Origin of the sequence: Pseudomonas zeae (assembly GCF_014268485.2) — a bacterium.
GTDB lineage: Bacteria > Pseudomonadota > Gammaproteobacteria > Pseudomonadales > Pseudomonadaceae > Aquipseudomonas > Aquipseudomonas neuropathica.
This window is the reverse complement of record NZ_CP077090.1, coordinates 286586-310873: the sequence shown is the minus strand read 5'-3', so window position 1 is coordinate 310873 and position 24288 is coordinate 286586. Positions and strand designations below refer to the sequence as shown.

General features: G+C 60.1%; 24 protein-coding genes. 14 read left to right on the top strand and 10 right to left on the bottom strand.

The window, feature by feature from the left end; genetic code table 11:
• Positions 1 to 8: 8 nt before the first annotated feature.
• From HU754_RS01400 to HU754_RS01380, 5 genes are read left to right on the top strand one after another with little or no spacing between them, the layout of a single operon-like run.
• Positions 9 to 749, top strand: a complete 741-nt coding sequence (locus HU754_RS01400; RefSeq protein ID WP_186620365.1) for an SURF1 family protein — start codon at positions 9 to 11, stop codon at positions 747 to 749.
• Positions 715 to 1308: a PA_0111/PP_0108 family redox-active disulfide protein gene (locus HU754_RS01395; protein ID WP_186620364.1), complete on the top strand. Its 594-nt coding sequence runs from the start codon at positions 715 to 717 to the stop codon at positions 1306 to 1308. The genes HU754_RS01400 and HU754_RS01395 overlap by 35 nt, the downstream gene beginning before the upstream one ends.
• Positions 1309 to 1318: 10 nt before the next feature.
• The gene (locus tag HU754_RS01390; RefSeq protein ID WP_095113101.1) at positions 1319 to 2398 is read left to right on the top strand and encodes a COX15/CtaA family protein; all 1080 of its coding nucleotides are present in this window, start codon (positions 1319 to 1321) and stop codon (positions 2396 to 2398) included.
• A complete protein-coding gene (cyoE, locus tag HU754_RS01385; protein WP_093429498.1) occupies positions 2386 to 3285 on the top strand; it encodes a heme o synthase in 900 nt (299 codons plus the stop codon). The genes HU754_RS01390 and cyoE overlap by 13 nt, the downstream gene beginning before the upstream one ends.
• Positions 3282 to 3917: an SCO family protein gene (locus HU754_RS01380; RefSeq protein ID WP_008081211.1), complete on the top strand. Its 636-nt coding sequence runs from the start codon at positions 3282 to 3284 to the stop codon at positions 3915 to 3917. The genes cyoE and HU754_RS01380 overlap by 4 nt, the downstream gene beginning before the upstream one ends.
• Before the next feature lie 323 nt (positions 3918 to 4240).
• Here HU754_RS01380 and HU754_RS01375 read toward each other — a convergent pair whose 3' ends face one another.
• The 3 genes from HU754_RS01375 to HU754_RS01365 all read right to left on the bottom strand — a co-directional run bounded on the left by HU754_RS01375 (position 4241) and on the right by HU754_RS01365 (position 6769).
• Entirely contained in the window at positions 4241 to 5011 is a 771-nt protein-coding gene (locus HU754_RS01375; RefSeq protein WP_186620363.1) for a MetQ/NlpA family ABC transporter substrate-binding protein, read from the bottom strand.
• Between the two features lie 76 nt (positions 5012 to 5087).
• The gene (locus HU754_RS01370; protein WP_016986455.1) at positions 5088 to 5762 is read right to left on the bottom strand and encodes a methionine ABC transporter permease; all 675 of its coding nucleotides are present in this window, start codon (positions 5760 to 5762) and stop codon (positions 5088 to 5090) included.
• The gene (locus HU754_RS01365) at positions 5762 to 6769 is read right to left on the bottom strand and encodes a methionine ABC transporter ATP-binding protein (protein WP_099757627.1); all 1008 of its coding nucleotides are present in this window, start codon (positions 6767 to 6769) and stop codon (positions 5762 to 5764) included. Before HU754_RS01365 ends, HU754_RS01370 begins: the two co-directional genes overlap by 1 nt.
• A gap of 260 nt (positions 6770 to 7029) precedes the next feature.
• On the opposite strand from HU754_RS01365, the gene katE reads away from it, so the two are divergent.
• Positions 7030 to 9171, top strand: coding sequence for a catalase HPII (gene katE / locus HU754_RS01360; protein WP_186620443.1), 2142 nt, complete (start codon positions 7030 to 7032; stop codon positions 9169 to 9171).
• Positions 9172 to 9308: 137 nt separating this feature from the next.
• On the opposite strand, the gene HU754_RS01355 is transcribed toward katE, so the two are convergent.
• The 4 genes from HU754_RS01355 to HU754_RS01340 are packed head-to-tail and all read right to left on the bottom strand — an operon-like array spanning position 9309 to position 12108.
• On the bottom strand, positions 9309 to 10022 hold the full coding sequence (locus HU754_RS01355; protein WP_093429501.1) for a PA5502 family lipoprotein: 714 nt from the start codon (positions 10020 to 10022) through the stop codon (positions 9309 to 9311).
• A gap of 37 nt (positions 10023 to 10059) precedes the next feature.
• Positions 10060 to 10848 (bottom strand): zinc ABC transporter permease subunit ZnuB, encoded by a 789-nt coding sequence (gene znuB, locus HU754_RS01350; protein ID WP_007911758.1) that lies wholly within the window; start codon positions 10846 to 10848, stop codon positions 10060 to 10062.
• Entirely contained in the window at positions 10841 to 11626 is a 786-nt protein-coding gene (gene znuC, locus HU754_RS01345) for a zinc ABC transporter ATP-binding protein ZnuC (RefSeq protein WP_007911759.1), read from the bottom strand. The genes znuB and znuC overlap by 8 nt, the downstream gene beginning before the upstream one ends.
• The gene (locus HU754_RS01340; protein WP_007911760.1) at positions 11626 to 12108 is read right to left on the bottom strand and encodes a Fur family transcriptional regulator; all 483 of its coding nucleotides are present in this window, start codon (positions 12106 to 12108) and stop codon (positions 11626 to 11628) included. The genes znuC and HU754_RS01340 overlap by 1 nt, the downstream gene beginning before the upstream one ends.
• 66 nt (positions 12109 to 12174) lie before the next feature.
• Between HU754_RS01340 and HU754_RS01335 the strand changes: the two genes are divergently transcribed.
• Entirely contained in the window at positions 12175 to 13095 is a 921-nt protein-coding gene (locus HU754_RS01335; protein WP_186620362.1) for a zinc ABC transporter substrate-binding protein, read from the top strand.
• Between the two features lie 90 nt (positions 13096 to 13185).
• On the opposite strand, the gene HU754_RS01330 is transcribed toward HU754_RS01335, so the two are convergent.
• Together HU754_RS01330 and HU754_RS01325 are read right to left on the bottom strand one after the other, a co-directional pair.
• Positions 13186 to 14139 (bottom strand): homoserine kinase, encoded by a 954-nt coding sequence (locus HU754_RS01330; protein WP_093429503.1) that lies wholly within the window; start codon positions 14137 to 14139, stop codon positions 13186 to 13188.
• Positions 14140 to 14200: 61 nt separating this feature from the next.
• Entirely contained in the window at positions 14201 to 14497 is a 297-nt protein-coding gene (locus HU754_RS01325) for a DUF2782 domain-containing protein (protein WP_093429504.1), read from the bottom strand.
• 74 nt (positions 14498 to 14571) lie between these two features.
• On the opposite strand from HU754_RS01325, the gene polA reads away from it, so the two are divergent.
• Positions 14572 to 17376, top strand: a complete 2805-nt coding sequence (polA, locus tag HU754_RS01320) for a DNA polymerase I (protein WP_093429505.1) — start codon at positions 14572 to 14574, stop codon at positions 17374 to 17376.
• A gap of 424 nt (positions 17377 to 17800) precedes the next feature.
• Here the strand turns inward: polA and yihA are convergent, their stop codons facing one another.
• Positions 17801 to 18445, bottom strand: a complete 645-nt coding sequence (yihA, locus tag HU754_RS01315; protein ID WP_008081236.1) for a ribosome biogenesis GTP-binding protein YihA/YsxC — start codon at positions 18443 to 18445, stop codon at positions 17801 to 17803.
• A gap of 191 nt (positions 18446 to 18636) precedes the next feature.
• Between yihA and HU754_RS01310 the strand changes: the two genes are divergently transcribed.
• The 6 genes from HU754_RS01310 (at position 18637) to HU754_RS01285 (ending at position 24263) form a co-directional block, all read left to right on the top strand.
• Entirely contained in the window at positions 18637 to 18927 is a 291-nt protein-coding gene (locus tag HU754_RS01310) for a c-type cytochrome (RefSeq protein WP_186620357.1), read from the top strand.
• Between the two features lie 43 nt (positions 18928 to 18970).
• Positions 18971 to 19582, top strand: a complete 612-nt coding sequence (locus tag HU754_RS01305) for a c-type cytochrome (protein WP_008081240.1) — start codon at positions 18971 to 18973, stop codon at positions 19580 to 19582.
• Between the two features lie 187 nt (positions 19583 to 19769).
• On the top strand, positions 19770 to 20411 hold the full coding sequence (locus tag HU754_RS01300; RefSeq protein WP_007911777.1) for a thiol:disulfide interchange protein DsbA/DsbL: 642 nt from the start codon (positions 19770 to 19772) through the stop codon (positions 20409 to 20411).
• A gap of 14 nt (positions 20412 to 20425) precedes the next feature.
• Complete coding sequence (locus HU754_RS01295; RefSeq protein WP_093429507.1) at positions 20426 to 21304, top strand: endonuclease/exonuclease/phosphatase family protein; 879 nt, start codon at positions 20426 to 20428, stop codon at positions 21302 to 21304.
• Entirely contained in the window at positions 21301 to 23379 is a 2079-nt protein-coding gene (locus HU754_RS01290) for a GGDEF domain-containing protein (RefSeq protein WP_186620356.1), read from the top strand. The genes HU754_RS01295 and HU754_RS01290 overlap by 4 nt, the downstream gene beginning before the upstream one ends.
• Before the next feature lie 101 nt (positions 23380 to 23480).
• Positions 23481 to 24263 (top strand): N-acetylmuramoyl-L-alanine amidase, encoded by a 783-nt coding sequence (locus HU754_RS01285; RefSeq protein ID WP_186620353.1) that lies wholly within the window; start codon positions 23481 to 23483, stop codon positions 24261 to 24263.
• The last annotated feature ends 25 nt before the right edge of the window (positions 24264 to 24288 follow it).

Sequence of the window (24288 nt, the reverse complement as noted above, 5' to 3'; positions counted from 1 at the left end):
GCACAGCCATGAAGCGCTTTCGCCCGGGCGTGATACCGACCGTGGTGGTGGCGTTGTTGCTGCCGTTGCTGGTTTCGCTAGGCTTCTGGCAATTGAGCCGGGGTGCCGAGAAAACCGCTCTGCTCACCAGCTACGCCGAACGCCGCGCGGCCGAACCGATGGCCAGCAGCGAACTTCTCAATAGCGCTGATCCGGCTTATCGCCGCGTGCATCTGCACGGCCAGTTCGATGCCGCGCACAGCTTGCTGCTGGATAACCGTCAGCGTAACGGCAAGGTCGGCGTCGAGCTGCTGCAACCGTTTCAGGATCAACGTACAGGCCTGTGGCTGCTGGTTAATCGCGGCTGGCTGCCGTGGCCGGACCGCCGCGTGCCGCCGCAATTCACCACGCCTTCCGAAGCCTTGAATGTCGATGCCTGGGTCTACGTCGCCCCCGGCGTCACTTTTCAACTTCATGCCGATCCGGTCAGCAACACCTGGCCGCAAACCATCACTGCCGTCGAACCCGCCAAGCTGTGGAAAACCCTTGAGCGCGACGGCTTCACCTACGAGTTACGCGCCGAACCCGGCCCGGCCAGCTACGAGGCCGATTGGCCGGTGGTCGCCATGGGCCCGGAAAAACACCTCGGTTACGCCGTGCAGTGGTTCGCCATGGCCACCGCCCTGCTCGGCCTCTACGTCTATTTGGGCTTGCACAACGCAAAGGAGAAACACCATGGGAACGGCCATGAATCCACCCAGCATGTCTGAGGCGAAACCTGCCGCCACCCGTCGTCGCGGGCGCATTCAATTGCTGCTGATATTGCTCGGCGTGATTGGCCCGATGGTGCTCGCCACCGGCATGTACAAATTGCAGTTCTGGGTGCCGGAGGGTCGCAGCTATCACGGCGAACTGATCGGCAACGGCCAGACCCGCGTCGACCTCGGCGTGCAAGCCGATGAAGAGCGCTGGCAGATGCTGGTCACCGCGCCGAAGGATTGCGCGGTGGATTGCCAGCAACTGGTGTATCTGGCGCGGCAGATCCAGATCGGCCTCGGTCGCGATGCCGGCCGCGCCAGCCACGCTCTCGCCATGGCGCAACCGGTGAGCGCCGATTACGAGGCCAAGCTCAACCGCGAATATCCACAGCTGCAACGCTATCCGCTGGACGCTACATCGTTCAGTAAAACCACGGGCGACAAAGCCACGCCGCAGCTGTGGATCATCGACCCCCACGGCAATCTCGTACTGCGTTACGAGCCGAATGTGAAAGGCAAGGATCTGCTCAACGACCTGCGTCACCTGCTGAAACTGTCGAACATCGGATAAGGGCATCGTCATGGCCAAACCTGGATTTCGCCTCGCGCTGTTTGCCACCCTGCTGGCGCTGATTGTGGTGCTGCTCGGCGCCTATACGCGCCTGACCCACGCCGGCCTCGGCTGTCCGGACTGGCCGGGTTGCTACGGGTTTATCAGCGTGCCGAAAAGCGAAGCGCAACTGGCCCATGCCGAACTGCATTACCCCGACTCACCGGTGGAGGCGCACAAGGGCTGGAACGAGATGATCCACCGCTACTTCGCCGGCACCCTCGGCCTGCTCATTTCGATTCTGGCCGGGCGCGCGTGGGTCAATCGACGTCATCCGGGGCAGCCGTTGAAGCTGCCGCTGTTTCTGCTCGCGGTGGTGTTCGCGCAAGCGGCGTTCGGCATGTGGACGGTGACGCTCAAACTCTGGCCGCAAGTGGTCACCGGGCATTTGCTCGGCGGTTTTGCGACGTTGAGTTTGCTGTTTTTGCTGACCTTACGACTGTCCGGCGTACTGCCGGCACTGACCGTGCCCAAGCGTTTGCAGTATTGGGCGACAGCGGGATTGTTGTTGGTGATTGGCCAGATCGCGCTGGGTGGCTGGGTCAGTTCCAACTACGCGGCGGTGGCCTGCATCGATTTCCCAACCTGCCACGGGCAATGGCTGCCGCCAGCGGATTTCGCCAACGGTTTTCACCTGACTCAACACATCGGCCCGAATTATCTCGGCGGACAACTCGACAGCGATGCACGCACGGCGATTCACCTGACTCATCGTATCGGCGCGCTGCTGGTGACGCTGGTGCTGCTCGGCCTCGCCTGGCAATTGAAAGTGGTTGGCATGACGCGGCTGGCCGGGCTGGTGCTTATTGCCCTCGCAGCGCAGATCACCCTCGGCATCAGCAACGTGCTGTTCCATCTGCCGCTGCCGGTGGCGGTCGCGCATAACGCTGGCGGCGCGGCGCTGTTGCTGACCATGGTGCTGGTCAATTACCACGCGCGCACCAGCCTGGTCCGGGTCAAACAACCGGTGCTCGCGCGCTGGCGCCTGAGCCCGCGCAAACACGCGGCCGCGCCCATCACCATAAAAGGAGAAACGCCGTGGCGATTCTGATTGGCGAGCGCCCGCATCAGGCGATCTGGCGTGATTATCTGGAGCTGACCAAACCGAAAGTCGTGGTGCTGATGCTGATCACCTCGCTGGTTGGCATGTTCCTCGCGACCCGTGCCGGGGTGCCGTGGACGGTGCTGGTGTTCGGCAATCTGGGGATTGCCCTGTGTGCCGGTGGTGCGGCGGCGGTCAACCATGTGGTGGATCGGCGCATCGATGCGGTGATGGCGCGTACGCATAAACGGCCGCTAGCCGAGGGCCGGGTTTCACCGGCGGCGGCACTGACGTTTGCCTTGGTGCTGGCGTTGCTCGGTCAGGCGTTGTTGCTGACTTTCACCAATCCGCTGACCGCTTGGCTGACCTTGGCTTCGCTTCTTGGTTATGCAGTGATTTACACCGGCTTCCTCAAACGCGCGACGCCGCAGAACATCGTCATCGGTGGCCTCGCCGGTGCTGCCCCGCCATTACTGGGCTGGACCGCAGCCACCGGCCACGTCAGCGCCGAACCGTTGTTGCTGGTGCTGATCATCTTCGCCTGGACCCCACCGCACTTCTGGGCGCTGGCGATTCATCGCAAGGAGGAATACGCCAAGGCCGACATCCCGATGCTGCCAGTCACCCACGGCGAGCACTACACCAAGGTGCACATTCTGCTCTACACCTTCGCGCTGCTGGCGGTGAGTCTGCTGCCTTACGTGATTCACATGAGCGGCATGCTCTACCTGATTTGCGCGCTCTGCTTGGGCGCGAGGTTTCTGCAATGGGCCGTGGTGCTGTACCGTGGCACTCGGCCGCACGCGGCGATCAACACCTTCAAGTACTCTATTTGGTACTTGTTCCTGTTGTTCATCGCCCTGCTCGTAGACCACTACTTACTGTTGAACCTATGACTCGAACCCAGAAAACCGTCTTCATCCTCGTCGCCGTGATCGCGCTGATCCTGGGACTTACCGTCAACAAAGTGCTGAGCGGCAAGGGCCAGGGCGACCCGACTGCGCTGATCGACGCCGGCATTATCCTGCTGCCGCAGAGCCGCAATCTGCCGGACGTGACGATGACCGATCAGGACGGCAAACCGGTGGCGATCAACGAGTTGAAAGGCAAGTGGAGCCTGCTGTTCTTCGGCTACACCTTCTGCCCGGACATCTGCCCGACAACGTTGGCGCAGCTGCGGCAGATCAAGAGTGAACTGCCGAAAGACGCTGTGGACAAGTTGCAGATCGTGCTGGTCAGCGTTGACCCGAACCGCGATAACCCCAAGCAGTTAAAGCAGTACCTGGGCTATTTTGATCCGCAGTTCATTGGCCTGACACCGACTTCGATTGAAGAGCTGCAGAAGGTGGCGAACGCGGTGAGTATTCCTTTTATTCCAGCGGATACGAGCAAGCCGAATTACACCGTCGACCATAGCGGGAATCTTGCGGTGATCGGGCCGGACGGGACGCAGCGTGGGTTTATTCGGGCGCCGTTGAACAATGCCAAACTGGTTGCGCAGCTGCCGGTCATGCTTAACCGCAAGTAATCGCCTAAAGGCAAAAGCCCCTCACCCTAGCCCTCTCCCAGAGGGAGAGGGGACTGATTGGGGGATGCTGACGAAATACGCCGACCTGAAAGCGCTGTGCTGAATCCATAATCGCCAAGATCGTTCAGATCGATGTGCAGTGCCGAACCCATAATCGACTGGATCTTTCAGGTCGATGTAGAACGCAAGACACCTCGGTCGGCCCCCTCTCCCTCTGGGAGAGGGCTGGGGTGAGGGGCAGCGTCACAGCAGGTCCAAAGCCAAACACCAGAGACAAAAAAGGGGACGCACATGGCGTCCCCTTTTTCGTTGCAACAACCCAATCAGAACGCCGGCAATACTGCGCCTTTGTACTTCTCGGTAATGAATTTCTTCACTTCCGGGCTGTGCAGCGCAGCAGCGAGTTTCTGCATCGCATCGCTGTCCTTGTTGTCCGCGCGGGACACGAGGATGTTCACGTACGGCGAGTCGTTGCCTTCGATTACCAGCGCATCCTTGGACGGATCGAGCTTGGCTTCCAGCGCGTAGTTGGTGTTGATCAGCGCCAGATCGACCTGGGTGAGCACACGCGGGATGGTCGCGGCTTCCAGTTCACGGATTTTCAGGTCTTTCGGGTTTGTCGCGATGTCTTTGACGGTCGACAGGATGTTGGTCGGATCCTTCAGAGTGATCACGCCCGCCTTGGCCAGCAGCAACAGGGCACGGCCGCCGTTGGTGGCGTCGTTCGGAATCACTACCTTGGCACCGCTTGGCAGATCCTTCAGATCCTTGAGCTTGCTCGAGTAGGCGCCCAGCGGCTCCAGGTGCACACCGGTCACGGCAACCAGACTAGTGCCCTTGGCCTTGTTGAACTCATCGAGGTACGGCTGGTGCTGGAAGAAGTTGGCGTCCAGACGCTTTTCCGCGACCTGTACGTTCGGCTGAATGTAGTCGGTGAAGACCTTGACCTTCAGATCCACACCTTCTTTGGCCAACGCCGGCTTCACGAACTCAAGGATTTCCGCGTGCGGCACCGGGGTGGCGGCAACGGTCAGGGTTTCGGCGTGGGCCGAGAATGCTGCAACGGCAGCAAAAGCAGCGATCAGTTTTTTCATTCAGCTAACTCCTTATGAGGCGCCCGTCTGGCGCCTGCCAGCGAATGGCCGGCTCATCTCTTGATTACAAAACCGGTTATTTGCGCGAGAAATGCACAACCAGTCGATCACCGACCATCTGCAGCACTTGCACCAGAATCAACAGCAACACCACGGTGACGATCATCACGTCAGTCTGGAAACGCTGGTAACCGAAACGGATCGCCAGGTCACCCAGACCACCGGCGCCGACCACACCGGCCATCGCCGTGTAGGACACCAGTGTAATCGCCGTCACCGTAATCGCCGCGAAGATGCCCGGGCGGGCTTCCGGCAGCAAAGCGTTCATGATGATCTGCCGCGTGGTCGCGCCCATCGACTGGGTCGCTTCGATGATCCCGCGATCGACTTCACGCAGCGCGGTTTCCACCAGACGCGCGAAGAACGGTGTCGCACCGACTACCAATGGCGGAATCGCACCGGCCACGCCCAGCGACGTGCCGGTGATCAGCACGGTGAACGGGATCATCACGATCAACAGAATAATGAACGGCAGCGAACGCAGGATGTTCACCGCCAGCGACATGAATGCGTAGAGGCCACGGTTTTCCAGCAACTGACGCGGGCTGCACAGAAACAGCAACACGCCCAGCGGCAGGCCGAGCAATACGGTGAACAGCAGCGAACCACCGAGCATCAGCATCGTATCGCCGGTTGCCAGCCAGATTTCGTACCAGTCGATATTGGTGAAGAAACTGATCAGGTCTTCCATTAGCGCAATACCTCCATGTGAACGTCAGCGGCGGTGAAGCGGGCGAAGGCCGCTTCCATGTCGCCACCGGTGACGGCGAGGGTCAATTGCCCGTACGGAATGTCTTTGATGCGGTCGATGCGACCGGCGAGGATGCTGTAGTCGACGCCGGTTTCCCGGGCGACGGTACCGAGCAGCGGCGCGTAGGTCGCTTCGCCCTGGAAGGTCAGACGCACAATGCGGCCCGGCACGTGAGCGAAGTCATCACGCTGTTCGCTTTCGTCGATCTGCTCGCTTTCCTGCACAAAACGCTTGGTGGTCGGGTGTTTTGGATGCAGGAACACATCGGCGACCGAACCTTGCTCGACGATCACACCAGCGTCCATTACGGCCACTTGATCGCAAACGCGACGGATCACATCCATCTCGTGGGTGATCAGGACGATGGTCAGTTTCAGTTCGCGGTTGATCTCGGCCAGCAATTGCAGGACCGAAGCGGTGGTCTGCGGGTCGAGGGCACTGGTGGCCTCGTCGCACAGCAGAATCTTCGGCTTGGTCGCCAGGGCGCGGGCAATGCCGACGCGCTGCTTCTGGCCACCGGACAATTGCGCCGGGTACTTCTTGGCGTGGTCGGACAGACCGACCCGCGCCAGCAATTCGGCAACACGCTTGTCAATCTCGCCGCCCGACAGTTCGCCGGCCAGGGTCAGCGGCAACGCAACGTTGTCGGCCACGGTCTTGGAGGCAAGCAGGTTGAAGTGCTGGAAGATCATCCCGACTTGCTGACGGAAACGGCGCAGGCCGTTGGCGTCCAGTGCGGTGACTTCTTCGCCGTCGACGATGATCTTGCCGCCACTGGAGTCTTCCAGGCGATTGATCAGACGCAGCAGGGTACTTTTGCCCGCGCCGGAATGGCCGATCAGGCCGAACACCTGCCCGTTCTCGATAGAGAGACTGGTCGGGTGCAGCGCGGGAATATCCTTACCGGCGACGCGGTAAGTCTTGTGGACGTTTTGAAACTCGATCACGTAGCGAACCTTGTGGGGCGCGTTAGAAAAGGATCAGCGGTTAGCCGGGCGCGCATTTTAGCCTGTCCGTATAGAGGTTCTTAGCATTTATTTCGCAATTAACCTTCGATTTGGCAATAACAAGATCAAAGGTCATAAAAAAGGAACGCCCCCAACGCCTCATCAGTCACTAAGTAAGCGACTTGAAAACCCTGGGTGCCGTGCCCGGGAACCACTCAAGAGTCCCCGGCAAACCACGGGGTCAACCGAGGAGTTTACGACTGATGAGCAAGAAGCCTACGACCGATAAAAGCCAGATGGCCGGAACCGATGCCCCGGATCGCGCCAACACCAACGCCAAACTCGACAGCCTGGAGAAATTCCGCTCCGACGCCACTGGCCAGGCGCTGCGCACCAACCAGGGTGTGAAGATTGCCGACAACCAGAACACCCTCAAGGCCGGCCCGCGCGGGCCGTCGCTGCTTGAAGATTTCATCATGCGGGAAAAGATCACGCATTTTGACCATGAGCGGATCCCGGAACGCATCGTCCACGCACGCGGCACCGGGGCGCATGGTTTCTTTCAGGCCTACGAGAACCATTCGACGCTGACCAAGGCCGGGTTCCTACAGGATCCGGGGAAAAAGACCCCGGTGTTCGTGCGCTTTTCCACGGTTCAGGGCCCGCGTGGTTCCGGCGATACCGTACGTGACGTGCGCGGTTTCGCGGTGAAGTTCTTTACCGATGAAGGCAACTTCGACCTGGTTGGCAACAACATGCCGGTGTTCTTCATTCAGGACGCGATCAAATTTCCCGACTTCGTCCACGCGGTGAAACCCGAGCCGCACAACGAAATCCCTACCGGCGGCTCGGCTCACGACACCTTCTGGGACTTCGTTTCGCTGGTCCCGGAATCGGCGCACATGGTCATCTGGGCGATGTCCGACCGGGCGATCCCGAAAAGCCTGCGCAGCATGCAGGGCTTCGGCGTGCACACCTTCCGCCTGATCAATGCCGAGGGCAAATCGCGCTTCGTCAAATTCCACTGGCGCCCTACCGCCGGCACTTGTTCGCTGGTGTGGGACGAGGCGCAGAAGCTTGCCGGTAAAGATACCGACTACCACCGTCGCGACCTCTGGGAAGCGATCGAGATGGGCGATTACCCGGAATGGGAACTCGGCGTACAGATCATCGAGGAGGAAAACGAGCACGACTTCGATTTCGACATCCTCGACCCGACCAAGCTGATCCCCGAAGAAATCGTGCCGATCACGCCGCTGGGCAAGATGACCCTGAACCGCAACCCGGACAACTTCTTCGCCGAGACCGAGCAGGTCGCGTTCTGCCCTGGCCACATCGTGCCCGGCATCGACTTCTCCAATGATCCACTGCTGCAAGGTCGGCTGTTTTCCTACACCGACACGCAAATCAGCCGACTCGGCGGGCCGAACTTTCATGAGTTGCCGATCAACCGGCCGGTGGCGCCGTTCCACAATGGCCAGCGTGATGCGCAGCACCGCACGGTGATCGACAAAGGCCGCGCCTCGTATGAGCCTAACTCGATTGATGGTGGCTGGCCGAAAGAAACCCCGCCGGCCGCACAGGACGGTGGCTTCGAGAGTTATCCGGAACGCATCGACGCGAACAAGATCCGCCAGCGCAGCGAGTCGTTCAGCGATCACTTCTCCCAAGCGACGCTATTTTTCAACAGCATGAGCGATCACGAGAAGGAGCACATCATTGCGGCCTACAGCTTCGAGTTGGGCAAGGTAGAGCGTGAATTTATCCGTGCGCGGGAGGTGAACGAGATTCTCGCCAATATCGATCTGGAACTGGCCAAGCGTGTGGCGGCTAATCTGGGCTTGCCGGCGCCTGCCAAAGGCACAGTGGATGCGCGCAAGGTGTCTTTCGATCACTCGCCGTCATTGAGTCAGGCTAATTTGCTGCCAGAAAACATCAAGACGCGAAAAGTTGCAATTCTTGCCGCTAACGGCGTCGATGGTGCGGCGATTGATGCAATGAGGAAGGCATTGGCGGCTGAGGGTGCGCATGCCAAGTTGCTCGGCCCAACTTCAGCGCCGGTGAAGACCGCTGAGGGCAAAACCCTGGCGGTGGATGCGTCGATGGAAGGCATGCCGTCGGTGATCTTCGATGCGGTGTTTGTGCCGGGTGGCGCGGCGTCGGTGAAAGCGTTGAGCGGCGACGGCGTGGCGTTGCATTACCTGCTGGAGGCGTACAAGCATCTGAAGGCGATTGCGTTGCAGGGTGATGCGAATCAGTTGCAGGATCTGCTGAAACTGGAGACGGATGACGGATTGCTGCAAGGCAAGGATGTGCCAGCGTTGACCAAGCCGTTCTTTGCGGCGATCGGGCAGCATCGGGTTTGGGATCGCGAGCCTAAGGCGAAGGCCATTCCGGCTTAAGATCTTCGCTGGCTGAAAGGACGCTTTCGCGAGCAAGCTCGCTCCCACAAGGGATCTCTGCTGAACACAGATTTTGTGTCAGGCCCGAGATCAAATGTGGGAGCGAGCTTGCTCCGGGCGGCGTTCCGACGAAGCTTTTAAGGTTTACGCGGACTCAAGACCATCTGCGCCGGTACTGTGCGCAGAGTTTGCTTCACAATCTTCAGATCAAAATCCGGATTTAATTTCTTGACCCGCTTGGTCAGCAACGTCGCTAACCAAGGATAATCATTGGTCCGTGGCGCCTGAATGGTCACCCCACACTCGTAATTCACTACATCAGCGGCGATCGCGTCGAGTTGCCGACGAAGTTTGCGGCTATCGGTGATGTTCAGCGCAACCGTGGTGCTCTCGGCAGTCGGATCAATTACTTTGGCTTTCGGCTTGGCCTCGGCGGCCAGCAATGCAGCCTCAGCCTTTTCCAGCTCAGCCTTGCGCGCTTCAGTAATGGCACCGTTGACGCCACCGGTCAGCGCCGGCGCTTTCGGCATCAACGCGCGGGCACGGCTTAACGCCGTAGCGGCAGCATTCACATCGCCCTTCTGCAGCACAATCTGGCTGCGACGCAGATACGCTTCGGCCAATTGCCGCTGGTATTGCTCAAGGGATTGATCGTTGGGGGTTTCTTTCTGCAAAGCGGCCAACTGATCTTCGGCAGTGGCCAGCTCGCTGCTGGCCAGGCTTTGCTCCAGCTGTGCGATGGCCGCAGCTCGCGCATCGGGGACTTCGGCCACCGGCGGCGTGCTTTGGCAGGCGCCCAGTAGCACTGAAAATGCGACAAGGAGCAGATAACGGGAGGCGAACGGCTTCATTCCTGCGACTCTCTATTTGCGCAAAAAGCGGCCAAGTCTACACCCCACGACGGGGCAGAACAAAACTCAACAGAAACAGTGCGGCCGCCGTCACAACGATTGACGGGCCGGCCGGGGTGTCCTTGAACCACGACAACGCCAGCCCGCCACACACGGCGAGCATGCCCAGCAGGCTTGCGCCCAGTGCCATCTGCTCCGGCGAGCGGGCGTGACGCTGTGCCGCAGCCGCCGGGATGATCAACAGTGAAGTAATCAGCAACACTCCGACGATTTTCATCGCCACCGCAATCACCACCGCGATCAACAGCATCAGCGCCATGCGCAGGCCCGCCACCGGCAGACCTTCAACCTTGGCCAGCTCTTCGTGCACGGTGATCGCCAGCAATGGCCGCCACAGTGTCACCAGCAACACCAGCACCGCCGCGCTGCCACCGAGGATCCACGCCAGATCGGTCGGGCTGATCGCCAGCAGGTCGCCAAACAGATAGGCCATCAGGTCGATCCGCACTTCATGCATGAAGCTTAGTACCACCAGGCCGAGAGAGAGCGTGCTCGGTGCGAGAATTCCCAACAACGTGTCGGACGCCAGCGGTTGACGCTGTTGCAATGTGACCAGCAGCACCGCCAGCAACAGACAGCCTACGGTCACCGCAACGGTCGGGCTGACATCCAGCAGAAAGCCCAGCGCCACACCCAGCAACGCGGCGTGGGACAAGGTGTCGCCGAAATAGGCCATGCGCCGCCAGACCACAAACGAACCCAGCGGACCTGCAACGATCGCCAGCGCCAGACCTGCAAGCAGGGCATACAACAGAAAATCAGCCATGCTTGCAGTTGTCTCCGTGAACGTGAGGTTGGCCAATAACCGGCCCTTTGACCACCGAACCGTGCAGGTCGTGAGCGTGGTCGTGATGGTGGTGATAAACCGCCAGGCTCTGCGCGTTCTTGCCGAACAGCTCGACGAACGCAGGATCGCCGCTGACCTGCTCGGGATGCCCGGAACAGCAGACATGACGGTTGAGGCAGACCACCTGGTCGGTGGTGCTCATCACCAGATGCAAATCGTGGGACACCATCAACACGCCACAACCATGACGATCGCGCAGACGGGTGATCAGGCTGTACAACTCCGCTTGGCCGGCGACGTCGACACCTTGCACCGGTTCATCGAGCACCAGCAATTCCGGCTCGCGCAACAACGCGCGAGCGAGCAGCACGCGCTGCATTTCGCCGCCGGAAACGCTTTGCACCGGGCTATCGATGACGTGTTCGGCGCCGACTTCTTTCAGCGCAGCCAGCGCACGCGGGCGGTCAACGCCCGGAACCAGGCGCAGAAAGCGCAGCACCGACAACGGCAAGGTCGGATCGACGTGGAGTTTTTGCGGCATGTAACCGACGCGCAGCTTCGGCTTGCGCCAGACACTGCCGCTGTCCGGCTTGAGCAAGCCGAGCACGGCGCGCACCAGCGTGGTCTTGCCGGCGCCGTTGGGGCCGATCAGGGTGACGATCTGCCCCGGCTCGACGCTCAGCTCGATGTTGTCCAGCACAGCCTGCCCGGCAAACGTGACGGCGACCTGCTCCAGACGGATCAGCGCATTGCTCATCAAGCCCCCTGGCAACCGGAACACAGGCCGACGACTTCGACGGTCTGCGCTTCGACGATGAAACCAACGTCTTTGGCGCTGTTGATGATCGCGTCGCTGATCACTTTTTGCTCAAGTTCGATGGCGGCGTGGCAATCGCGACAGATCAGGAACTGACCCTGATGCGCGTGCTCCGGGTGCACGCAGCCAACGAAGGCGTTGAGCGAGGAGATGCGGTGCACCAGGCCGTTTTCCAGAAGGAAATCCAGCGCGCGATACACGGTCGGCGGCGCGGCGCGGCGGCCATCCTGCTCGCTCAGCACGGCAAGAATGTCGTAGGCGCCCAGCGGTTTGTGGCTCTGCCACACCAATTCCAGCACCCGGCGGCGCAACGCGGTCAGGCGCAAGCCTTTCTGGGCGCACAAGGTATCGGCCTCGGACAAAGCGCTGTGCACGCAATGAGAGTGGTCGTGGGGACGGCTGGCAATCGGTGTAATAGGCATGGGCGGCGACGAGTTTTGATAGAGACGTTATTATGTTACCCGTTCTCGCCTCCTTGAGTGGTCATCGTGTCCCGACTTTTTTCTGTTTTTGTGGCTTTTGTCGCCAGTTTTCTGCTGATCGGTTCGGCTCAGGCCGAGGTCAAAGTCCTCACCAGCATCAAACCGTTGCAGTTGATTGCAGCAGCCGTGCAGGACGGCGTAGCGATTCCCGAAGTGCTGCTGCCGCCGGGTGCTTCGCCACACAATTACGCCCTGCGGCCATCCGACGTACGGAAGGTGCAATCGGTGGATCTGCTCTACTGGATCGGCCCGGACATGGAAGGCTTTCTGCCGCGCGTGTTGAACGGTCGGACGCTGCCGAGCGTCGCGGTGCAGGATCTGCCAGGAATGAAACTGCGGCGTTTCGCTGAGGACAGCCACTCCCACGCCGAAGAGGCTGACGAGCATGATCACGATCACCGTCCTGGCACGCTCGATGCGCATTTGTGGTTGTCGCCGGTCAATGCGCGGGTGATTGCCGACAAGATGGCCGCTGACCTCAGCGCCGTTGATCCGGCGAATGCTGAGCGTTATCAGAGCAATGCCAAGGCGTTTGATGAGCGTCTGGACGCATTGGATCAGCGTTTGAAGAAGCGTCTGGCCAGCGTTGGAGGCAAGCCGTACTTCGTCTTTCACGAGGCGTTTGATTACTTTGAAGAGGCTTACGGCCTGAAGCATGCCGGCGTGTTCAGCGTGGCCGCCGAAGTGCAGCCGGGCGCGCAACATGTCGCGGCGATGCGCAAGCGCTTGCAGGAAGTCGGCAAGACGTGTGTGTTCAGCGAGCCGCCGTTGCGGCCGCGTTTGGCCGAAACATTGGTGGCTGGCCTGCCGGTGAAACTGGCTGAGCTGGATGCGTTGGGCGGGTACACCCCGGCTACGGCTCAGGGCTATGAGCAAGTGCTGGAGAAGTTGGGTAACGATATGGCGGGCTGCCTGGAATCGCTTTAAGGCTGATTCGGCTTCGCCTCAATCGCGAGCAGGCTCACTCCTACAAGAGATCACCTAACCCCTATAGGAGTGAGCCTGCTCGCGATGCTTTTAAAGGGCGAAAGGTAACGGTGTGTGAACCTGCTGCCGCTGCGCCAAGCGCTGCTCAAACTCCTTGGGATCGTGAATCAACACATCCTGCCCGGCAAACTGCTCCGCCGCGATCAACCGCGACAGCCAGAACCGCACGCACGCCACGCGCAGCATGGTCGGCCACAACTCGGCCTCCGCCGCCGTGAATGGTCGCAGCGCCGCATAAGCGCCAAGGAATGCGCGGGCACGCGGCCCATCGATCAGACCGTCCTCGTCCGAACACCAGTCGTTCAACGCAATCGCCACGTCATACAGCATCGGCCCCGAGCAGGCGTTGTAGAAGTCGATCAGCCCGGTCAGGTGCGTACCTTCGAACATCGCGTTATCGCGAAACAGGTCGGCATGAATGTTGGCCCGAGGCAGCGCGAGAATCTTCTCTTTGCGCTCGGTGATTTCATCCAGCGCCTTTTGCAGCAAGGCACGCGGCTCATCGCTCAGGTGCGAGAGCAACTCGTTGCCCTCCTCCAGCATCCAGTCGAGGCCACGATCAGTCTTGCGCTTGATCATGCGCTCGCCCTGGGTCGCCAGATGCAGATGCGCCTGCAACTCGCCGACCTGCGCGCAATGCTGAGCATTGGCGACTTTGATGTGCTTGCCGGACAGTCGCGGTTGCAGCAGTGCCGGTTTGCCTTTCAGATCACGCAACGCCACGCCGTCGGTGGTGCGCAGTGCGTACGGCACCGGCAAGTCGGCTTCGTGCAGCACGTCGAGCAGGTCGATGAAAAACGGCATCTCCTGCACCGGGCCACGCTCGACCAGAGTCAGGACGAATTCGCCCTGCTCCAAGCTGATAAAGAAATTGGTGTTTTCGCTGCCGGCGGCGATCCCCTGGAAATCAAGCAGACGGCCAAGCCCGTAAGGGGCGAGAAAGGTTTCCAGCTCGGGCCGAGCCAGGGGAGTGAACACAGACATGGTCAAAAACTGCTCAGTTCAGGCGTCGCGGTCAGGCGACGCCGATTAAAAGTCGGGAAACTTACTTCCAGGTAAAGATTTCCCACGACGGAATCAGCATATCCGGCTGGTCGGAGCGAATGTAGTTCGCGTCCGTACCATCGGCGCGCACCAGGAAATACGGTTTGCCACCCTTTGGCGTGACCTTGATCGCATAGACGAAACCACTGCGACTGTATTCCTGGATAACCTTGTCGCCTTCCGTGTGCGTGTTAATGGTAACTTCCGGCTCCTTTGACGGCGCATCATCCGCCGCCATCGCGGCCAACGGTGAGGCAGCAATCAGACCGACCAGCAGCAAGCGATTTAACGTACGCATGATAACCTTGTCCCTTTGTCGTCAACGGTCCCGCTATTCTAGCGCCGGACCCGCCGAAAAGGTTGATCCTGCTCATGAGCCAAGCCCCCCTCGTCCTGGTGGACGGTTCGTCTTACCTGTACCGCGCCTTTCACGCGCTGCCACCACTGACCACCTCCAAAGGCCTGCCGACCGGTGCGGTCAAAGGCGTGCTGAACATGCTCAAGAGTCTGCGCAAGCAGTACCCGGACAGCCCGTTCGCCGTGGTGTTCGACGCCAAGGGCGGGACATTTCGCGATGAAATGTACGCCGAATACAAAGCCAACCGCCCAAGCATGCCCGACGACATGCGCGTGCAGATCGAGCCGCTGCACCAGAGCGTGATCGCCCTCGGTTTCCCGCTGCTGTGCGTGGAAGGCGTCGAGGCTGACGACGTGATCGGCACCCTGGCGCGCAGCAGCGCGGCGGCGGATCGCCCGGTGATCATCTCCACCGGCGACAAGGACATGGCGCAACTGGTCGATGGCCACATTACTTTGGTCAACACCATGTCCGGTAGCTCGATGGACGTGGAGGGCGTTAAGGAGAAATTCGGCGTCGCTCCGGAGCAGATCATCGATTATCTGGCGCTGATGGGCGATTCGTCTGACAACATTCCGGGCGTTCCCGGCATCGGCCCAAAAACCGCGTCCGGCCTGCTGGTCGGCGTGAATGGCGGCCTCACCGAGCTGTACGCCAATCTCGACATCGTGCCGACCCTGCCGATTCGCGGCGCCAAGACCCTGCCAGCCAAGCTTGAGGAGCACAAGGAGATGGCGTTCCTCTCCTATCAACTGGCGACCATCAAGGTCGACGTGCCACTGGACGTTGAACTCGATGATTTGCAGATGGGCGCCGAAGACCCGGCCAAGCTCTACGAACTGTACTCGCTGCTGGAATTCAAAAGCTGGATCAACGATCTCGATCGCGACGCCAAACGTCTGGAACTGAGCGCAGCCAGCGAACCTGCGCTGGCCGGCGATCTGTTCAGCGCACCAGCGGAAGAAGCGCCTGCTGCTCCCGCCGAAGCTGCCTACGAAACCATCCTTGATCAGGCGCGCTTCGACGTCTGGCTGGAAAAACTCAACAACGCCAAGCTGTTCGCCTTCGACACCGAAACCACCGGCATCGACGCGCAGCAGGCGCAACTGGTCGGCCTGTCGTTCGCCGTGCAGGCCAACGAAGCCGCGTACATTCCGCTGACCCACTCCTACATCGGCGTGCCGGAACAGCTGGATCGCGACACCGTGCTGCGCGCACTCAAGCCGATTCTGGAAGATCCGAGCAAGCTCAAGGTCGGCCAGCACGCGAAGTTCGACATGAACATTTTGGCCAACTGCGCCATCGGCGGCGATCAGAGCCAAGGCATCAACGTGCGCGGCATCGCCTTCGACACGATGCTTGAGTCCTACGTGCTCAACTCCACCGCCACCCGCCACGACATGGACAGCCTCGCGCAGAAGTACCTGGACCACACCACCGTGAGCTTCCAGGACATCGCCGGCAAAGGCGCCAAGCAGCTGACCTTCGACCAGATCGCCCTGGAACAGGCCGGGCCGTACGCCGCCGAAGACGCTGATATCACCCTGCGCCTGCACCAGACTTTGTTTGAAAAGCTCAGCGCGATCCCGAGCCTGGCCAGCGTGCTGACCGACATCGAGATTCCGCTGGTGCCCGTTCTCGCCCGCATCGAGCGCCAAGGCGCGTTCGTTGACGCTGAGTTGCTCGGCATTCAGAGCATCGAGCTGGGCAACAAAATGGTCGCGCTGGAGCGCGAAGCCTTCGAGATCGCCGGGGAAGAATTCAATCTTGGCTCGCCGAAGCAGTTGGGCGTGATTCTCTACGAGAAACTCGGCCTGCCAGTATTGAAGAAGACCGCCAAGGGCCAACCGTCCACCGCTGAAGAAGTGCTAGCGAAGCTCGCTGAAGACGATCACCGCTTGCCGAAGGTGCTGATGGAGCACCGGTCGATGAGCAAGCTGAAAAGCACCTACACCGATCGCCTGCCGGAGCAGATCAATCCGCGCACCGGGCGTGTCCACACCTCGTATCACCAGGCTGTGGCATCGACCGGGCGTTTGTCCTCGAGCGATCCAAACCTGCAGAACATCCCGGTGCGCACCGCGGAAGGCCGGCGCATCCGTCAGGCGTTCGTCGCGCCAAAGGGCTACAAACTGCTGGCGGCGGACTATTCGCAGATCGAACTGCGAATCATGGCGCACCTGTCCAAGGACGAAGGCCTGATGAATGCCTTCCGCAACAATCTGGACGTGCACACCGCCACCGCTGCCGAAGTGTTCAAGGTCGAGCTCAATGAAGTGACCTCCGACCAGCGCCGTGGCGCCAAAGCGATCAACTTTGGCCTGATCTACGGCATGGGCGCACAAAAACTCGGCAAGGACATCGGCGTCGATACCAAGACCGCCAAGGCTTACATCGATACCTACTTCGCCCGTTATCCGGGGGTTCGCGAATACATGGATCGCACCCGCGCGCAGGCAGCGGATCAGGGTTATGTCGAGACGTTTTTCGGTCGTCGTCTGTACCTGCCGGAGATCAACTCGAACAAGCCGCAGGAACGCGCCGCTGCCGAGCGCACAGCGATCAACGCGCCGATGCAGGGCACGGCTGCCGACATCATCAAGAAAGCCATGGTGGCGGTGGATAACTGGCTGGCGACATCCGGGCTGGACGCCAAAGTCATCCTGCAGGTGCACGATGAACTGGTGCTGGAGGTTCGTGAGGATCTGGTCGAACAAGTCAGTGCCGAGATTCGCGTGCACATGAGCGAGGCGGCGAAACTGGATGTCCCGCTGCTGGTCGAAGTGGGTGTGGGCAACAATTGGGATGAGGCTCACTGAGGCTTTTGAACACGGTTTGCCGCGACCTTTTGTCGCGGCAACGCCAGTAAAACCTGCTTATTTCGAAAAGCGCTTGGGATTATTCCAAAGCTTTTTGAAAAAAATCTGAACTAATCTGGAAGGACACCACTCAGAGATACTGAATGGCTGGTGAAGCCCTTCGATGCTCCTATGTTGTGTTAAGTGTTGGCAGATATCTGAACCCCGCCCTAGCGGTTCGGAACTTAAACCCCGGAATTTCTCCCTCCCCAATGAAATCCGGGGCTTTTTTTGCCCAAAATTTGTCTGTAGCGCGCTCATGCTGCGTTGAAAGCACAGCTCAAATGCTCATTTAGGTCCCCTAAAGTCGAGCGCGACCCCGGCCGCTTTTCACCGTGCTTTCGCCTTGCCTGAACACACTACAAACAAATTTCCATATCCCGACTTACTCGGCTGCCGCCTCGGCGCCTTTGTCTGCCAGTTCCATCCAGCCGGCCAGTACAGTGTAGGCCTCTTCCAGGCCCATGCGTTTTGGCGCGGAGAACAGCTGGATGGTGACCAGATCGCCCCAGCCCTTGCGGATTTCCGACTGCACTTTGAGCAGGGTGTTCTTGGCTGCGCCGTAGGTGAGTTTGTCGGCCTTGGTCAGCAGGATGTGCATCGGCATGCCGGCCGCAACGGCCCAGTCGAGCATCAGCAGGTCGAAGTCGGTCATTGGATGACGGATGTCCATCATCAGAATCAAACCCTTCAAACTCTCGCGGCCACCGAGGTAAGCCTCAAGGTGACGCTGCCAGTGCATCTTCAGCGGGATCGGTACTTTTGCGTAACCGTAGCCCGGCAGGTCGACCAGACGGCGATCTTCGTCTAGCTTGAAGAAGTTCAACAGCTGTGTGCGACCTGGGGTTTTCGAGGTGCGCGCCAGACTAGCGTGAGTCAAAGTGTTCAGCGCGCTGGATTTGCCGGCGTTGGAACGACCGGCGAACGCTACTTCGAAGCCTTCGTCGTCAGGGCATTGATCGACTTTGGCGGCACTGAGCATAAACGTGGACTGTTGGCACAGGCCGAGGATGGGATTCTTGAGTTGCATGGGATTTCCGATGTGGGCGGCGCCGGGATTGGGCGCGGAACGCGGTGTCGCTTCCGTTTCAGTGACGCCAGTATATAATGCCGCAGATTTTGTGTGTGCTTTGTCCCAGCGAAGGATGAAGTTCACGAGAGCGACAGACTTTGATTGCGCATTAGAACGCAGAACGCTCTCAACCCTGAAAAGGTCGTTTTATGACGAAATGGCTGCTGGCTGCCGGAGTCTTGATGCCGCTTTACAGCGCACAGGCTACACAGGATCCGGAAGCTGTGTACAACCGTGTTTGTGGTGCCTGTCATTCCGGCCAACTACCCATGGCGCCCGAAAGAGGCGATCAGGAAGCTTGGACGCCGAGGTTGGCGAAAGGTATGGAGACGCTGGCGCAACACGTGACCCAGGGTTTCAAGGCGATGCCGCCGCGTGGTTTGTGCATGGACTGCAGTGCCGAGGATTACCAAGCCATCATCCTGTGGATGAGCGAGTAAACCCGGTCCATAACTTAACCCTTAGCCGTAGTTGGATTAGCTGATGAACAAATTGATCGTGAGTCTGCTGTTGACCGTGGGAATCTCAGGCTTCGCCCATGCTGCCGGTGATGCCGCAGCAGGCCAGGCAAAAGCCGCCGTATGCGGAGCCTGCCATGGCCCGGACGGGAACAGCATGGCGCCAAACTTTCCGAAACTGGCCGGCCAAGGTGAACGCTACCTGACCAAGCAACTGCACGACATCAAGTCGGGCAAGCGCACCGTTCTGGAAATGACCGGCCTGCTGACCAACCTGAGCGATCAGGACCTGGCCGACATCGCCGCCTACTTCGCCAGCCAGAAAGGCAGCGTCGGCGCCGCCGATCCGAAGATCGTCGCTCGCGGTGAAGCGCTGTTCCGTGGCGGCAACCTGGCCAAAGGCCTGCCAGCCTGCACTGGCTGCCATTCGCCGAATGGCGCTGGCAACGCCGCCGCCGGGTTCCCACACCTGGGTGGCCAACACGCTCAATACATCGCCAAGCAACTGACCGATTTCCGCAAGGAAGAAGGTGGCCGCACCAACGACGGCGACACCATGACCATGCAGACCATCGCCAAGCGCCTGAGCGACGAAGATATTGCTGCGGTCTCCAGCTACATTCAAGGTCTGCACTAAGAGCATTTGGCAGCGATAGATCTCGTGCAACGTTAACGCTCGATTAATCCGTCGCAGCAAGTATAAAAAGGGTGGCTTTGGCCGCCCTTTTTTGTGGCCGCTGCCGTTACACTACAGAACTCATGCCCGCCAGGATCTGTCTGAAAACAGGTCGCGCGAGGCGACCCAAATTGTCCAGGAGTAAAGCATGCGTAATCTGATCATCAGCGCCGCTCTCGTCGCTGCCAGCCTGTTCGGCGTGACCGCTCAAGCCGCCGAAGCACCTGCCGCCCCTTACGTGGAACTGGCCAACCCGGTGCCGGTGGCAGAGCCTGGCAAGATCGAAGTGGTCGAGCTGTTCTGGTATGGCTGCCCGCATTGCTACGCGTTTGAACCAGTGATCAACCCATGGGTTGAAAAACTGCCGTCCGACGTCAACTTCGTCCGTATTCCGGCCATGTTCGGCGGCCCGTGGGACGCTCACGGTCAAATGTTCCTGACCCTGGAAGCGATGGGTGTCGAGCACAAGGTTCACGCTGCGGTATTCAACGCAATTCAGAAAGAACACAAGAAGCTGACCGATCCACAGGATATGGCTGACTTCCTTGCGACCCAGGGTGTCGACAAGGACAAGTTCCTGGCCACCTTCAACTCGTTCGCTATCAAGGGTCAGATCGTCAAAGCTCGCGAACTTGCCAAGAAGTACGAAATCACTGGCGTGCCAACCATGATCGTCAACGGCAAGTACCGCTTTGACATCGGCTCTGCCGGTGGTGCCGAGCAGGCGCTGAAACTGGCTGACCAACTGGTTGCCAAAGAGCGAGCGGCAACCAAGGCTGCTGCCAACTAAGCGCGGCAACCGCCATGCGCCGCTGGAAGTCTGAACGCATCGTTGGCCTGCATGATCCGCAGGTCAACGAGCATCACCTGGAGTCCACGGGCCTGCCCGCAGACCAGCGTCTGCGTTTGCTCAGTTTCAATATCCAGGTGGGCATCAGCACCGAGCGTTATCGGCATTACCTGACCCGTAGCTGGCAGCACCTGCTGCCGCACAACGGCCGCTCAGGCAATCTGCAAAAGATCGGCGACCTGCTCGGCGACTTCGATCTGGTCGCGCTGCAGGAAGCCGATGGCGGCAGCCTGCGTTCGGGCTACGTCAATCAGGTCGAACATCTGGCGCAGCTCGGCGCCTTCCCTTATTGGTATCAACAACTCAATCGCAACCTCGGTCGACTGGCCCAGCACAGCAATGGTGTGCTCAGTCGCCTGAAACCGTGGGCGATCGAGGATCACCCGCTGCCCGGTCCGAAAGGTCGCGGCGCGATTCTGCTGCGCTTCGGCGAAGGTCCGGAGGCGTTAGTGGTGGTGATGATGCATCTGGCCCTTGGCGCACGAACCCGCAGCCTGCAACTGGCCTATATTCGTGAGCTGATCGGTGGCTACAAACACCAGGTATTGATGGGCGACATGAACACCCATGCCAGCGATCTGCTGCAACATTCTCCGTTACGCGATCTCGGCCTGCTGGCCCCGCAGGTGGAAGCGACATTCCCCAGCTGGCGTCCTCAGCGTTGCCTTGATCATATTTTGCTCAGCCCGACCCTGACGCTGGAAAAGGTCGAAGTGCTGGCACAACCGATTTCCGATCACCTGCCGGTCGCGGTAGAGATTCGTCTGCCGGGTTCGCTCACGGCCGATGCATTGCCCGCGTTGAGTCCTGCCCCTCGCGGAACCCCTGAATGAGCGACGACGCCCAGCGCTGGAAAGAGAAGTACCTCAAAAGCATCGAACAGCAAGACAAGCTTGAACGGCGCTGGGCCGCCAGGCTCGACTTGCTGCGGCGCGGTCTGGTGCGCAGCACACTAGCGGCTGAAGGCACCGATAAAGTCGTCGATCAGTGCATGAAAGAGATGCGCGACGTGGTGCGCACCGACGATATGGACGCCGGCCTCGCCGCCCTGTTGCCGCGCCTGGAAAAAGCCGTGCTCGATTCCGAGCAGCGTCGCGAAACCCGCATCGATCAAGTCAGTACCGCGCTGACATCGCTGGTCACTCAGTTGCAGGCTTTGCCGTTGCCGCGTGAAGTCGCTCAGCCACTGAAGAAATTCGCCAAACAACTGGATAGCCGCGTCGGTTCGGCGCGGGAAATGCCCCTGTTGCTGAGTGAACTCAGCGGCTTGCAGGGCAAGGCTTTGAGTCAGCTGGAAACGCCAGCCGAACCGGGGCGCCCAGGATTGTTGCAGCGTTTGTTTGGTAGCCGTGACAGCGAAGAAGCGCTAGCGACACAATCCCCCGCGCAGGTTCCAGCCTCGCCGCCAGAGCAACCGCTGGCTGCACCGTCACCCACAGCGGAAACCGCACAGCTCGCGCCTGTCGCGGCGGCTGAGCCGGTACCGGCAGCGCCTACCAGCGAAGCATTTGCGCCTGTTGTCCAACCATCCACGCCAGCCGCTCCAGCCCAGTTGGAACCGGCAAATGTGGTGGCCTTCGTGCCGCCCACGGTCGTCAGCGAAGTTATCAGTGAACCGCTCGAACCGGAGGCAGAGCGCCTCGAGCCCGAGCCTGTTTTCGCCCCCGCTTCAGCGCCGGCTCAAGCGCCGATCACCGCTGAGGCGGTCAATCCTGATGAACTGATCCACCCCGGTGATCCATCACCACCGATCATCGACAGCCTGCCCCTGCCTGAACCGATTGCTCAGGCGCTGGCCGCCATCGACCCGGAACAGCCCGAGCACGACATTCTGTTCGCCCTGCCGGACACCCCGGAGCCGTCTTACAGTTCCGTGGCCAAGCACATCGAAGACACCCTGATCGGGCTGCTCGACGACCTGACTCTGCCGGAACGCCACCGCCCGCAAGCCGAAGCCATGCGTGAGCGGCTAAAACACGGTTTGAACTGGTACGAACTGATCCCGATTCTCGACGATCTTGCAACGTTGATGCTGGCGATCACCGATAGCGGCCAGCACGAATTCGAAGCCTATCTGCAACAACTCAATGAACGCCTCGAAGCGTTTCAGAGCAATCTGCAAGCCGCCAGCGAGGGCCATGCCGACAACAGCTCGGCGGCGAAAGCCATGGACACGCAGATCCGTGAGCAAGTCGACGGCCTGCAGACCAGCGTGCAGGAAGCGGCGGATCTGGAAGACCTCAAGCACGTGCTGGAAAACCATCTTGAAGGCCTGCTCGGCACCATGGACCAGCACCAGAAGCAGCGCGACGCCCGCGAGCAGGAAGTCGCCACGCGGCTGAAAAGCCTGTCCGAACGCGTGGCGCATATGGAGCAGGAAGCCCAGGGTTTCCGCGAGCATCTTGAAGTACAGCGGCAGAAAGCACTGATCGACCCGCTCACCGGCCTGCCGAACCGCGCCGCGTGGAGCGAACGCCTTGAGCATGAAATCAAGCAGTGGCAACAGCACGGCAACACGCTGAGCCTGGCCATGCTCGACCTCGATCACTTCAAGCGGATCAATGACAACTACGGCCATCTGGCCGGCGACAAGGTGCTGAAAATCATCGCCACCGTACTGCGCAAACGTCTGCGCAGCGGCGATTTCATCGCCCGTTTCGGCGGTGAGGAGTTCGTTCTGTTGATGCCGGCGACGCCGCCAGCGGTCGGCGCAAAACTGCTGGAAACCCTGCGCGCCGCTATCGAAGCCTGCCCGTTCCACTTCAAGGGTGAACGAGTGACCATCACCCTCTCCATGGGACTGGCGACATTCCGTGCCGGAGAACACAGCGATCTTGTATTGAAAAGAGCCGATCAGGCGTTGTACCGGGCGAAAAATGCGGGGCGCAACAGGGTCGAGCTGGGCTGAGCAAATTGTTCCATTTTGTTTAAATCCGCCCACTGACCGTCGAGACGCAAGGCAGTACGTTACACTGTTGCATTACTGTCTTGCGTGTACTGTCCTCTGCCATGAAATTCCTTGCCCTCCTCGCGTCGCTGCTCGTTCTGGCCGGTTGTGCCAGCGCCCCGCGTTACGACACTAGCCATCCTTCAGCCAATTACGACAGCCGTATCCAGTTCGTGATCGTCCACTACACCTCGGCGTCGCTGGAACGCTCGCTGCAACTGCTGACCCATGGCGAAGTCAGCAGCCATTACCTGATCGGCGACGACAAGAGCGGCACCATCTACAAGCTGATGGAGGAAAACCAGCGCGCCTGGCACGCCGGCGAAAGCCAATGGCAGGGCCGTACCTGGCTTAACTCAAGCTCGATCGGTATCGAAATCGTCAATCCGGGCTTCAAGGACACCCCGACCGGCCGTCTGTGGTATCCGTACAGCGAAGCGCAGATTCAATCGTTGATCGTCCTGCTCAAGGACATCAGCAAGCGCAACGGCATCAGCCCGCGCCACATCATCGGCCATAGCGACATCGCGCCACTGCGCAAACTCGATCCGGGCCCATTGTTCCCGTGGAAACGTCTCGCCGCCGAAGGCTTGGGCGTATGGCCGAACGAACAGGCAGTAGCGCGCCAGCAAATGCTGTTCAACTGCAGCGAACTGCCGAGCATCAGCTGGTTCCAGGCACAGTTGGCGCACTTGGGTTATGACACACCGCAGACCGGTGAGCTGGACGTTGCCACACGCCACGTCCTCGCCGCCTTCCAGATGCACTTCCGCCCTTCGCGCTTCGACGGCACGCCGGATGCACAAACGGCAGCGTTGTTGCTGGTACTCAATCAGACAAAATAATGACGCCCGCCCGACGGTCAGGGCG

Bases quoted from the DNA above. Each gene is read 5' to 3' on its own strand.
- HU754_RS01330 (WP_093429503.1), bottom strand. From the start codon at position 14,139: ATGTCTGTGTTCACTCCCCTGGCTCGGCCCGAGCTGGAAACCTTTCTC.
- HU754_RS01370 (WP_016986455.1), bottom strand. From the start codon at position 5,762: ATGGAAGACCTGATCAGTTTCTTCACCAATATCGACTGGTACGAAATC.
- HU754_RS01375 (WP_186620363.1), bottom strand. From the start codon at position 5,011: ATGAAAAAACTGATCGCTGCTTTTGCTGCCGTTGCAGCATTCTCGGCC.
- polA (WP_093429505.1), top strand. From the start codon at position 14,572: ATGAGCCAAGCCCCCCTCGTCCTGGTGGACGGTTCGTCTTACCTGTAC.
- HU754_RS01325 (WP_093429504.1), bottom strand. From the start codon at position 14,497: ATGCGTACGTTAAATCGCTTGCTGCTGGTCGGTCTGATTGCTGCCTCA.
- HU754_RS01395 (WP_186620364.1), top strand. From the start codon at position 715: ATGGGAACGGCCATGAATCCACCCAGCATGTCTGAGGCGAAACCTGCC.
- HU754_RS01285 (WP_186620353.1), top strand. From the start codon at position 23,481: ATGAAATTCCTTGCCCTCCTCGCGTCGCTGCTCGTTCTGGCCGGTTGT.
- znuC (WP_007911759.1), bottom strand. From the start codon at position 11,626: ATGAGCAATGCGCTGATCCGTCTGGAGCAGGTCGCCGTCACGTTTGCC.
- HU754_RS01340 (WP_007911760.1), bottom strand. From the start codon at position 12,108: ATGCCTATTACACCGATTGCCAGCCGTCCCCACGACCACTCTCATTGC.
- HU754_RS01400 (WP_186620365.1), top strand. From the start codon at position 9: ATGAAGCGCTTTCGCCCGGGCGTGATACCGACCGTGGTGGTGGCGTTG.
- HU754_RS01290 (WP_186620356.1), top strand. From the start codon at position 21,301: ATGAGCGACGACGCCCAGCGCTGGAAAGAGAAGTACCTCAAAAGCATC.
- yihA (WP_008081236.1), bottom strand. From the start codon at position 18,445: ATGCAACTCAAGAATCCCATCCTCGGCCTGTGCCAACAGTCCACGTTT.
- HU754_RS01305 (WP_008081240.1), top strand. From the start codon at position 18,971: ATGAACAAATTGATCGTGAGTCTGCTGTTGACCGTGGGAATCTCAGGC.
- HU754_RS01380 (WP_008081211.1), top strand. From the start codon at position 3,282: ATGACTCGAACCCAGAAAACCGTCTTCATCCTCGTCGCCGTGATCGCG.
- HU754_RS01310 (WP_186620357.1), top strand. From the start codon at position 18,637: ATGACGAAATGGCTGCTGGCTGCCGGAGTCTTGATGCCGCTTTACAGC.
- HU754_RS01295 (WP_093429507.1), top strand. From the start codon at position 20,426: ATGCGCCGCTGGAAGTCTGAACGCATCGTTGGCCTGCATGATCCGCAG.
- HU754_RS01355 (WP_093429501.1), bottom strand. From the start codon at position 10,022: ATGAAGCCGTTCGCCTCCCGTTATCTGCTCCTTGTCGCATTTTCAGTG.
- HU754_RS01390 (WP_095113101.1), top strand. From the start codon at position 1,319: ATGGCCAAACCTGGATTTCGCCTCGCGCTGTTTGCCACCCTGCTGGCG.
- HU754_RS01300 (WP_007911777.1), top strand. From the start codon at position 19,770: ATGCGTAATCTGATCATCAGCGCCGCTCTCGTCGCTGCCAGCCTGTTC.
- znuB (WP_007911758.1), bottom strand. From the start codon at position 10,848: ATGGCTGATTTTCTGTTGTATGCCCTGCTTGCAGGTCTGGCGCTGGCG.